Here is a 12,628-nt window from a genome sequence, read left to right on the forward strand (position 1 = left end):
CAAATTTAGTATTAACCAGAGTATTTCTAACTAAAATTCTTGACAAAATGACTCAATTAATTGGAATCATAAAAAATGGGTATTTTTAGGAAAAATTAATTTCTGCTGAGATGAAAAAGTTTGTTAGCACTATTCTTTTATTGCTTATTCCAATTTACCTGTTTCAAGCTCAAAACAAGGCACTTATAGACAGTTTAAAGTATGAACTTGAACACATAAAAACAGGCGACTCCATAAAAGTTAATATCCTAATAAATCTTAACAAAAACCTTAAATATTCAAAACCCGATGAGGCCAAAGCTTATGCTTTAAAAGGCATTGAAATCTCAAATAGAATTAATCATAAATTCGGTATTGCTGCATGCAACATGCAAATAGGAGATTATTATTTAAACAAAAGTGAAAATGATTCTGCTTTACATTATTATGCCATTGCAAAAAGAAACTTTCAAGACATTTCATATACAAGAGGGTTAATATTTATTAATCATGCCACTTCTATTGTTAAAGAAACATCGGGTGACTTAGATGAAGCCATTGCTATTACAAAAGACAATTTAAAATTAATTGAAGAAACTGAAGACGATGACGATCCCTCTAAGATTAAATTTCTTGGATCGCATCATGATGCTTTATCTATTCGATATGCAGAAAAAGGCAACTACAAAATAGCTTTGAAAGAAGCACTTAAAGCTTTAGAATATTTTGAAAAGGCAAAAGATTCTAGAAGGGCTGGAGCTCTAGAGCAAATAGGTATTATTCAATCTACTCAAAAAAATTATGAAGAGGCAATAAAATATTACAAACAAGCCGCCGAGATTTATGAGAAAGAACATCAGGAATGGTCACTTACCTACGTTAACACCTCTTTAGGATCTTCTTATAAAAAATTAGATGATTATTTTAGCGCTGAAAAACATTACGCTTTAGCTATCAAATACGCTAACGAATTTGAAGATAAATTTGCGCTTTCTTATGCTATAACTGGTCTAGCAGAATTAGAAATGGAAAATGAAAACTATGCTAAAGCCGAAGCATATTTTCAAGAAGTTAAAACCATTGCTGAGGAAGAAAATTATAAACTTAATTTATCCAATGCGCTTCATGGATTATCTAAAATTGCATATGAAAATAAAAACTACGCAACTGCTTTAAAATATAGTGATGGCGCCATAGCACTTGCTAAACCCAACGACGCTCTGGCTTATTTAAAACGTTTTTATCCTTACCGCGCTACAATATTACAAGCGCAAAAAAATTATAAAGAAGCTATAGTATACCTCAATGCATATCAAGAAGTTAATGACAGCTTATATTCAATTACAAAAACACAGCAAATTGAAGAACTTAAAACAATTTACGAGACCGAAAAAAAAGAACAACAAATTGCCTTGCAAGAAACAGAAATCGATTTATTGGAAAAAAAAGGAGAAATCAATACACTGTATATCATCTTATTGGGGTTTGGTTTATTATTAGCATTAATTGGGTTTTACGCCTTAAGACAAAAACTAAAACGAAGTAAAACTGAAAAAGAAAAGTTAAACCTTGAATTGGATTTTAAAAAGAAAGAATTAACAACCCATGCACTACATTTAGCAAAAAAGAACGAAGTTTTAGAAAACCTGAAACAGCAAGCCAAAAACTTCAAAGCTTCCGAAAACTCTCAAAAAGGATACAATCAACTCATTAGAACCATTAATTTTGATTTAAAGGATGATAATAACTGGGAAAACTTTAGCAGGTATTTTGAGCAGGTACATACTGGTTTCAATAGCAAAGTAAAACAGAAATTTCCCGATGTTACTCCAAATGAGTTGCGACTTATGGCACTGTTAAAGATGAATCTGTCTTCAAAAGAGATTGCAAATATTTTAAATATTTCGCATGAAGGCATAAAAAAAGCTCGTTATCGTTTACGTAAGAAATTAGGAATTACAACTGAGGACTCTTTGCAAGATTTGGTGCTGAATCTTTAAAGAGTTAAAACCGCAAATTCAATTTTTAAAGGTTCTAAATTTTTAATTAATTGTGAAATCAGATCATCTCCATATTCCAAGTAAAACTCAGAGAAGTTAGCGCTGCGTTCTTGCAAGCTGCCGTTTGGGAACAACTCATTTTGAAGCTCTGTCATTCTAAACACCTGATCTGACAGGGCTTTCTTTTGCGCCTTTAGTAACCGTTTCTCTAATATGTCAAGACCTTTTAGTTGTTTCTTCTCTTGTGCTTTTACCGCTCCAATAAAAGACTTATCCGTTTGTTCTGCAAGTTTATACAGATTTTCAAATTGCGCTTTTAAATGCTCCTTTTGAGATGTAAAACTTAAATCGATATTAGAAATTTCTCGAACTTTTTTATTAATGAATGAATGGCGTTTCAAGAAAATATCTTCATTCGAAATATTTAATTTATTTAGCTTTCTTGTTTGTTTTTCAGTTTTAATTAATACTGAATTTCGAAGCAACAGCATAGGAAACGTTACATCTACAGCATCAAAATAAGATTTTAACTGGATCCAGTAGGCCAATTCACCGCCACCGCCAATGTAACAGAGATTGGGTAGTATAACCTCCTGATACAATGGACGCATAATTACATTTGGTGAAAACCTTTCTGGTTTCTCATTGAGATGTTTTAGTATTTCACTCTCGCTCCAAATGATATCCGTATTTAATACTTTATAAATATCATCTTCAAAAACAATACGCTCTCTTAAATTTTCATTTAGATAAAACAGATTTATTTCTCTTGGATTTACCTGTATTTTATAGGATTCGTCAACGTTTTCCAAGGCATCATTTGTTGAAGAAACATGTTTAAACGCTACTTGATTAACAAGTTCTTTTTCAACATAAGGTATAAACAAACGTTTTAAATCTTCATCATTGGCATCAACAATTACCAATCCATATTCCTTAAATAATGCATTAGCCAAAAAACGGGTAGCATCGGCTAAATTATCATGCTTCAAATAGGCATTTTCAAAAAGCAGCTTTAAGGATTCAGCATTTTTACTGGTTCCTAAATCTTGAGAAAACAACTCCAAAACCTCATCTAATCCATCAGTCGATAAGGCTCCTACAGCTCCACTGGCATCTCTGTTCCATTGAAATTTCTTTCCTTTAAAATTGAAATAGTTTATCTCGTCAAAATCATGATCTTCTGTCGCCATCCAATAAACTGGAACAAAATTGTACTCCGGATATTTTTCCTTTAATTCTTTTGAAAGGTTTATAACTGAAACTATTTTGTACAGAAAGTAAAGTGGGCCCGTAAACAAATTGAGTTGATGCCCTGTTGTAATGGTAAATGTATCTTCTGAATTTAAACTTTCAATATGTTGAATTGTTAAGCTTGATGTTTGAAGGGTTTTATATTGGTTTTTTAAGGCTTCAATTAAAACAGTCCTCGACCGCCCTTGAACAGACAAATTTTTCTCTTCAATTTGAGCTTTAAAATTTTCAATAGCAGGAAACTGATTGTAAAATGGTTTTAAATCAGAATTTTGATCTAAATAATCACAAATTAACTTTGAAAAATAACCTGTTTCTCTAAAGGGAAGGTAGTCTTGCTGCATATTTCAATTAAAAACATGTAAATATACAGTTATTCCATTTTCTAAAATCTAAAATTTAAGTTAAGACTTAACTAGAGTACCCTAAATTGGAATACGCCAGACTCTGAAGTATTTCCTGCTGCATCTTTAGTGACAATTTTCCAATAATAAATTGCACCAGAAGTAACGGATACATTTAACTCACTAGCTGTAACATCGGTTGCATGAATATCTGGATTGTTATTGGTGCCTAGATAAACATCATAACTAGCTATATCGTTATCAACATCACTTCCTGTCCATCTTAAATTAACATTTCCAGCATTAACCGATGCTGCCATATCAGGGGAATTAATTGTTGCTGGAAAAGGTGCATAAGTTTGCACGCCTGGACCAGAATTATAAAACTTCCAGGTTTCACTTTCAGCAATCACGGCACCACGTTTAGAAATAACATACCAAGAATAAGGTGTTGCTCTATTGAGTACTATACCAATTTTATCTTCAGTAGTTTCATCTTCAATGGTAGATCCATCAACTAAATTTGTAACAAAAATGCTATAGCTTTCGGCAATTTCACTTGCTTCCCATTCAAAAACCACAGTACTCTCTGTTGGAGTAATGTCCGCTCCTATATTACACAGACCATCTTTATGAGGAAACTGCAAACTTACTGTTAACCTTTCTATTTGACTAGGTTCTTCGGGATCTAAAGTATCTGGATCTGGTTCTACAGTTGAAGGGCTACTGCAGGCAAACATCAAAAAACACAAACTAAATATGTAAATTAATCTTTTCATTTCTTAACAATTTTAAAGTTAGAAACAGAATTATTTGATTGTATAAATACCGTATACAAACCAGTATTAAAATAGGTTGTATTTATACTGATGCTCCTTTTATCTTTTACATCAAATTCTTTTAAAAATACCATTTGTCCAATGGAAGAGTATACACTTACTTGAACATTCGCACTGTCCATTTCACCTAAATACAAATTGAGTTCGTTTTGAAATGGGTTTGGATGTACAAACATATTATTTGATAACAAAATAATCTCTTCGTGCTCACCCTGACAAGGTAAATCCGTAGAAATTTTTATGGTATTTTTTCCATGTTCTAGTTGTAACGTCAATTGAGATTCTGAAGTAGTAAACTTTAAGCCATTAAAGTCAATATTATAACTAGAACTCCCAGACATATTTACTGTAATTTCCTTCCCGTTTTTGCGTTTTCCAGTAATTACATCTAAGTTTTCTGGATGATTGATAATAATATCAAAACAACGTTGAAAATTGGGTATTTCATCTGAAGTTATACACAATCTGTATGTTCCTGCAAGCAGATTAAGAATATCTATCTCTTTTGTAAACGTATATTCTCTATCAAAATCGTCGCCAACCAAATGTGCTTTATATTCATAAAACTCTTTGGTAATAATATTTATCTTTCCATCATTATTATTCAAACAAGTTTCCCCCGTAATCAAAATAGTAAAGTTATCTTCTGGTAATGGAGAATATGTACAACCAAATAAATCAACAGCTTCACCAAATGGAGTTCCTGGACATAAATCGTCTTCATTAGCTACACCATCATTATCCGCATCATCACAAACTGTTTGGTAAGTCGCAGTAGGGTCTTTAAACCAATCATCATAAGTACCATCAACATTAGAAATAACTGCAACAGGATTATCAACCAAAATACAGCTTAAGTCTGGATTATCAGAAGCATTAAATACTGTTAAAAATTGATTTGCACCATTCTGAATATTTAACTTGTCTTGAAAAAACAAATTAGACGAACAGATAAGCTCAAGTAAATTTGAATTTAATGTAACATCTAATTCCGTTAACTGATTTGATGCACAATTAAGCCCCTCTATATCCAACAGTAAGCTTACATCTAGGGTTGAAAAGTCGTTTTCTGAAATATTTAGATTTGTTAAGCCTAAATTATTACCGAAATCAAGCTGGGTAAAATTATTTTCAGAAATATCTAAAACTCTTAATTCAATTAAATTTGATATATCTAAATCTGATAGGTCATTTCCCGAAGCGTCAATACTTTCTAACAATGCATTATTACTCAAATCAACCGCAGCTATTGTATTGCTTCCAAAATTTAGATTTACGAGATTTTCAAAATCTTCAATACCAGTTAAATCTGAAATTTCTTTATCAGCAATATCCAAAGATGTTCTATTTTGAATGTTTATTGTAGGCACATAATCGTCTAAAGGTGCAGTATCTAAACCAAAATCAATTAAGGCTTGTTCAAAGTTGTCATCTGGTACATAAGTTTCTCCAAAATGACAATCAATAGCATAAGCTGCTGTAGCGTCTTTCAACCAAGTTACTCCTGAAGGTTCAGCACCATTATCAGTTTGTATACAAGATAAATTAGGATTGCCTTGAGCATTTAGGTTTGTAAGACTTGTATTTGCTCCGTTTTGAAGATTTAAAACTTCCAACTCATTTGAAACACAACTTAAGTTTGTAAGCGCTGTATTAGTTGAAAAATCTAACTCAACAATAGTATTACCATCACAATTAAAAACTTCTAATAGTGAAATTAAACTTACATCAAATTCCAGAAAACTATTGTTTGCAATATTTACTGAAGTAACACCTAAATTATTTGTTAAGTCTAGACTTTCCAAAGTATTATTGGAACAATCAATGTCGATTAAATTAACATTGTTACTCACATCAATGGTATTTATCGCATTATTGGAACAATTAAAATTTTGTAATGCTTCAAAATCTTCAATCCCAGTTAAATCTGAAATACTATTTCCACTTATGTCTAAAGTTGCTATAACTTGAATATTCACTGTTGGAACGTAATCATCCAAAGGACCAACATCATAACCTAAGTTAATTAAAGCCTGCTCAAAATTATCATCAGGCACGTAGGTTTCACCAAAGCGACAATCTATACTATATTCTGCTGTTGCATCCTTAATCCAATTGGCTCCAATAGTGTTCACATCATCAACTTGAATACAAGTTAAATTTGGATTTTCAGTTGCACTAAAACTAGATATTTCACTATTTATTCCATTTTGAATATTAACAAAATCCAATTGATTACCAGACACATTTATGGTGATGGTATCTGGACAAAAATCTAAGGGATTATCCTCGTTTTGCGCAGGACATGTACCTGTTCCAATGTTAGACAAATCGAAACCCCCTGAGATTTCATTATCGCTACAATTAAACGTTTTTAATTGATTTAAATTGGTAGGCAGTTGTAAGTTTGTGATATCATTATTACTTGCGTTTAATTCAATCAAATTAATATTAGTATTTACATCTAAATCGGTAAGTTGATTGTTACTCACAGATAAGTACTTAATAGATACCAAACCATTTAGTACTGCACTCAATTGATTAATCTGGTTGTTATCTAAAATTAAGGTTTCTAATACTATTGAAGATAAATCGTCTATTTCAGTTAATTCATTTTGAGAACCGGAAAGTGCTATCAAATTAGTATTTGCTGATAAATTTAGATCTGCTAATTCGTTATCGGAAAAATCTAAAACTTCTAAAACTGCGTTTGCGCTGATATCAAGTAATGTCAAAACATTAGTTCTACAATTTAGATTACGTAATGCCAAACATCTGTTTACCAGTAAAGTTGAGAGTTCATTATTATTACAGCTTAAATTGGTAAGTGTAGAATTATCAACCGCATAACTTACAAAGTTTGAAATTTGATTATTATCACAATTAACTTCAATTAAACTATTATTGCCACTAATATCTAAAGTAACAATCTCGTTATTAGAACAATCCAATATTTCCAAATTAGCATTTATAGAAACATCTATGTCTGACAAACTATTATCCGAACAGAATAATTTGGTTAAGTTAGTTGTTCCAGTTGTATTTAGTAGACCATTTACATTGGCTGGGTTATTTGTTAAAAAATAGTTTGATCCACAGAACAACTCTTCTAAATTTACCATTCCACTAACATCCAGCTCATCTAAATAGTTATTGCTACAATCTAGCTCTATTAGCGATAAAAAGGCTTTAATACCTTCAAGACTTTCAATATTTTCTCCACTTACATTTAACGATGTTAAGTATTCTATATTTGAAGTCAACACCTGATTATCTAAAGGTCCATTATCTAAACCTAAATCAATTAAGGCTTGTTCAAAATTGTCATCAGGAATTGCTGTGTATCTATTGTTTTCACAGTCGTCATTATAACTAGCAATAGGATCAATCATCCAGCCTGCAGGAATATTTGCGATTACAGCAGCATCTATATTTATACAAAATAAATTGGGGTTGTTTGTGGCATTAAATACGGTGGTATTTGCATTATTACCATTTCTAATATCAACAAACTCCAAATCATTGTTATTACATGTTATACTTGTTAATGCTGTGTTTTCGGTTAGGTTTAATTCTACAATATTATTGTTAGAACAATTAAACGTTTGTAAGTCGGTAAAATCTTGAATACCTGTTAAATCAACAATGTTGTAGTTACTAACATCTAAATTAGTTTCGTTTTCAATATTTGCTGTTGGCACATAATTATCAAGTGGTCCAACATCAAAACCAGCATCAATAATGGCTTGCTCAAAACCGTTATCTGGCACATAGGTTCCACAATTTGAATATAAAGATGCTGTTCCAATAGCCCAATTTACACCACCAGGTATTGTGTTAGTATCTGCCTGAATACAAGACAAGTCTGGGTTGTTCGTGGCATCAAAATTAGAAAGGTTTACATTTTGTCCATTTTGGATATTTAGAGCTTGTAAAGTGTTAAAAGCACAATCGAAATCTGTGAGATCTACATTAGCACTTAAATCTAGAGATTGAAGAGTATTATTTGAACAGTTTAAATTTTCAAGAGAAAGATTAACACTTAAATCTAATTCTTCTAAATCGTTATTCGCAACATTTAAAATAGTTAAAACTGCTTGATTACTCAAATCAATATTGACTAAACTGTTTCTTGAAACATCAAAATTTGTCAATAATGTATTATTCGAAATATCCAAAAACTCAATAACGTTATCACTAATATTCAGTGTTTGGAGTGCTCCAAAATCTTCAATACCTTCAAGACTTTCAATATTAGAATTTGATACATCAAGGTTTTCAATTCCATTAATACTGGCCGTTAACACCAGATTATCTAGTACATCATCTAATCCCAGATTTATTAGCGCCTGTTCAAAATTGTCGTCGGGCACATAAGTATAAATATTAGCACAAGCAGTTTCTCCATAATACGTCCAATCATCCTTTGTCCAAGTAGCGTTTGGCGCAAAACCTGTATCAACTTGAATACAAAACAAATCTGGATTACCTTCAGAAGTGAAGGTTGTGATTAAATCGTTAAAACCATTAGCTACAATTAAAGATGTTAATTGATTGTTTGAAACATTAATTGAAGATGACCCTTGGCAAGCGGTAACTGGGTCGGTTTGCGGATTTGGACAATTTACCGAATTTATAGTGCTTAAATCTAAGTTTAAAAGTGCATTATTTGAGACATCTAATATTTTTAAATATGTATGAGATGAAACATCTAATGTCACTATTTGATTTGATGCACAATACAAACTTTCTAATTTTGTATTATTTCCAATATTTAATCCGTTTACCCTGTTATTTGAAATTGACAAAGAAACTAAATCTATATTTTGGCTTACATCAACATCCTCAATTCGGTTGTTTGAACAATTAACACTTTCTAATAACGTATTATTGGTAACATTCAGTAATGAAATTTGATTACTAGAACAATCTATTTCTTTCAAATTAGTATTTGCACTAATATCTATATCTGTCAGCTGATTTGAACTACACAATAGGGTTATTAAATTAGAATTATTAGAAACATCTATTGTAGATAAATTATTTTCATTGCAGATTAAGGTTTCCAGAGCAATGAAATCCTCTATTCCATTTAAGTTTAAAATATCAAGGTCGTTAACAATAAGAGAAGTTACAGTATCTATTCTATCAGTAAAAACTATTCCATTCCCTTCTATCCCATCTCCCATACTTGTATCGTCACCGACATCTACAATACCACCGTTTGCATCATGGGTTTCTAGATACTTCTCAAAGTTTATATCAGGAATTGCTGTAGTTTGTGCAGTTGCGCACAGAGACACAAATAGCATTACCATAGAAACTAGAATATAATTTTTCATAATTCTACTGGTTTATCCTAGATGTTATTTATGTCTTTTTTTCTTATCAATTTGTTTATGATAATGCATCTGCTTATCAAAACGTTGCATCAATTTATCTATTAATTTATTTTTAAAATCAGGTTCAGTTTTCACCTTGTTCCAGAAAACGTCATTATCAATATCATAACCATCTTCTCTTAGATTTTTCTCGGCAAGTTCGAATCCGTAATCAAAATCCTTACGTTCCACTTTAAAATATATTATTTCACCATGATCTGTATCCACAACATCATATTTTCGTTCATCATTTACTGCTTTAAATTCTGTATTTTCATCTGTATCATCAGATGCAATTAATGATGCTTTAATTTTATTTTGCTTTAATTCTTTAACTATACTTAAAATATCTGAGATTTGGCTTTTTAGCTGTTCTATCTGTAGTTCTTGTTTATTAACCTTAGTTTCTAAATTTTCTATTATTGGATTATTATCATTTGTATTTAAACCTACAGCAGTATTAACAACATTAAAACCAGTAATATTATTGCTACTTTCCCAAGCTATACCAACAATTTTCTTTACATCTTTAGTGGTTATTAAAGAAGGTGCAATTGCTACACCAATGCCATCATTTTTCCCACTAGGTATTATATAATCCCCAATATTAACTTTACCGAAAACTTTTACAGGAACTTGTCCCATAAATGCTACTTTTTCATAATTACTTTCATAATTTTTTACAGGCATATTTCCTAAAACTATGGGTTTTAAAGAGATAACCATCATTCGCTCTGAATCTGCTGTATTTTTTGATATTTTGCCACCTTTTACTCCAACTATATCGCCAAACGTCATTTTTTCATTTGAGTTAGCTCTTTGTAAATATTCTGCATAATCTCCCGCTCCAGATGCATAAGTAACACCTTGATACCTGATTTTATTATTATCATATAAATTTTTGTAGTCATTTGCTTTTCCAACTGCAATACTTGATGTAACAATTTTCCCAGCCTCTACTACTACAACTGCTGCAGCGTATGCCACAACACCCCAACCAGGACTTGTTACACAAGCACCAAGACCAGCGCATGGTCTAACATCTGCAAGAGCGGCTCCTAAATCCCAACCAGCTTTTGCACCATCCAAAACAGCAAAAGAATAATCTACCCAAGCATCATAAATATCATATTCTAAAGAACCTTGGTCAAATATATAATCTGCATTATTAGCAAATTCTCCGTCAATCTCACCCTCAATTCTACCCTTCATTGTATTACTATTATCCCAAAAAGACACGAAATTATTTCCGTTCCTGCTATATTGATTGACTTTTATAGCTATACCTTGTGAACTCCCTTCTACTAGTACTGGGTAATTTGCTATATTAAGTCCAGGATCAACACCATCTACTTGCTGTTTTTGGTCTGCAAAATCATCTTCATCATCTATAGTTTCTCTATATGCAATAGCATCTGTATGCACATTAGAAAACAATCTTATTTGTGAATCTGAATCAACCTCTACACTTCCTTTTAACAAGGTAGACTCATTGATGGTTAAATCATCAGCAACCAAACCAGTAAAGGTGGATTCTCCTACAACAGTTAAAGAGCCATTTAAAGTTGTTGGTGCATTTGGGTCGCCATCTGGTGGCCCTATCAAAGGGTCTCCAACATTTAAAGCTCCTGATAAATTAGATGCGCTTTGTCCTGTAACATTAAACGTATTGTTTAAGTTGGTTTCACCATCCACATTTAAATCTCCGGTTAAATTTGCAGGATTTCCATCTGCTATATTAAGCGTGCTATTTATAGTAGTTGGTCCGTTAACTGTTAATTCTCTATTTAAAAACGTATCATCATCAACCTCTAAAGTACCGGTAGCCGTTATATCTCTGTGAGCTACATAAGGCACGTAAGTTAATTTTTCAACACTCATATCCACAAAACCATCACCGTTATTAAAGTCTACTTCAACTTTTAAGGATTTTGGGTCTCCATTCCAATCAATCTTCTCAAAGTCATCATGATTTTCTGCACCAATAATTAAGTTTATTCTACCAAATTCATCTGTGGTTGTATTTTGTATTTCTGTAAACTCTACTACACCACTACCTGGAGCTATAATCGAGAATTTAATAGCAATATCTGTAGTAGGCAGGTAGTTGTCTGGAGAATCTACTCCTGGTAATTCTAGAGCATCAGGTCCAATAATAACCGCTTGATACGTTATACCATCAGTTTGTGCAAAGACTCCTGTAGCAATAAATAAAAATAAAATTAGGGTAATTATGCGTTTCATAACAGTTGGGTTTTAAATTGGTACTATATTTTTATGAGTTTTGAATTGAATAATTTTCCGTTTGAAATAGCTTTCAATGTATATGACCCCGAAGACAAGTTTTCGAGATTTATTTGTATTTTTCTTGAAGGTGAAAAACTCTTAGAATAGACTAGTTTTCCTAAAACATTATATACTTCAATGTTGATATCTTTAGAAATACTTTCGTTAAATGAAATTTGAATGTTGTAATCAAAAGGATTTGGATACACTATGGCCCTCAAACTACTGTAGGTGCTTTTAGTAACTTTAATACGTTCGTGCGGTTGCTGAAACCCTTGTCTCAAATAATAGCCATTATTTATTGACGTCCCTATAACACTTGATTGACCAATACTTTGGCTTACAACATACGTTCCTTTTGAGGTTTGAAATGTCTTACTAGAACCTCCAACTCCAACATTGGAGCGTATTATTTTGTACACTTTATCTTTTGTTCCGGATTGTCCATGTAATGCAGGCACTATCCAAATCATTAAAAATAAAAGCGCAGTATTTTTTATCAATTTTCTTTTCATATTTATAACTGGTGTTACTTTTATGATACT

6 protein-coding genes are annotated in these 12,628 nt (G+C 31.7%); 1 reads left to right on the top strand and 5 read right to left on the bottom strand.

What is annotated here, in order from left to right:
* Window positions 1–110: 110 nt before the first annotated feature.
* Window positions 111–1,979 carry a tetratricopeptide repeat protein gene (locus EYD45_RS06190; RefSeq protein WP_130963620.1) on the top strand — a complete coding sequence of 623 codons (1,869 nt, stop codon included), beginning with the start codon at window positions 111–113 and terminating at the stop codon, window positions 1,977–1,979.
* Here EYD45_RS06190 and bshC read toward each other — a convergent pair.
* From bshC to EYD45_RS06215, 5 genes are all read right to left on the bottom strand, one after another.
* Window positions 1,976–3,577, bottom strand: a complete 1,602-nt coding sequence (gene bshC, locus EYD45_RS06195) for a bacillithiol biosynthesis cysteine-adding enzyme BshC (protein ID WP_130963622.1) — start codon at window positions 3,575–3,577, stop codon at window positions 1,976–1,978. The two genes, EYD45_RS06190 and bshC, sit on opposite strands and share 4 nt — an antisense overlap.
* A gap of 71 nt (window positions 3,578–3,648) precedes the next feature.
* Window positions 3,649–4,356 (bottom strand): hypothetical protein, encoded by a 708-nt coding sequence (locus EYD45_RS06200; protein WP_130963624.1) that lies wholly within the window; start codon window positions 4,354–4,356, stop codon window positions 3,649–3,651.
* The gene (locus EYD45_RS06205) at window positions 4,353–9,758 is read right to left on the bottom strand and encodes a T9SS type A sorting domain-containing protein (protein WP_130963626.1); all 5,406 of its coding nucleotides are present in this window, start codon (window positions 9,756–9,758) and stop codon (window positions 4,353–4,355) included. Before EYD45_RS06205 ends, EYD45_RS06200 begins: the two co-directional genes overlap by 4 nt.
* Before the next feature lie 24 nt (window positions 9,759–9,782).
* Window positions 9,783–12,041 carry a peptidase G2 autoproteolytic cleavage domain-containing protein gene (locus EYD45_RS06210; RefSeq protein ID WP_130963627.1) on the bottom strand — a complete coding sequence of 753 codons (2,259 nt, stop codon included), beginning with the start codon at window positions 12,039–12,041 and terminating at the stop codon, window positions 9,783–9,785.
* A 23-nt stretch (window positions 12,042–12,064) separates the two neighbouring features.
* Window positions 12,065–12,598 carry a T9SS type A sorting domain-containing protein gene (locus EYD45_RS06215; RefSeq protein WP_130963629.1) on the bottom strand — a complete coding sequence of 178 codons (534 nt, stop codon included), beginning with the start codon at window positions 12,596–12,598 and terminating at the stop codon, window positions 12,065–12,067.
* Window positions 12,599–12,628 lie beyond the last annotated feature (30 nt).

The organism is Hyunsoonleella flava, from assembly GCF_004310325.1.
Classification (GTDB): domain Bacteria; phylum Bacteroidota; class Bacteroidia; order Flavobacteriales; family Flavobacteriaceae; genus Jejuia; species Jejuia flava.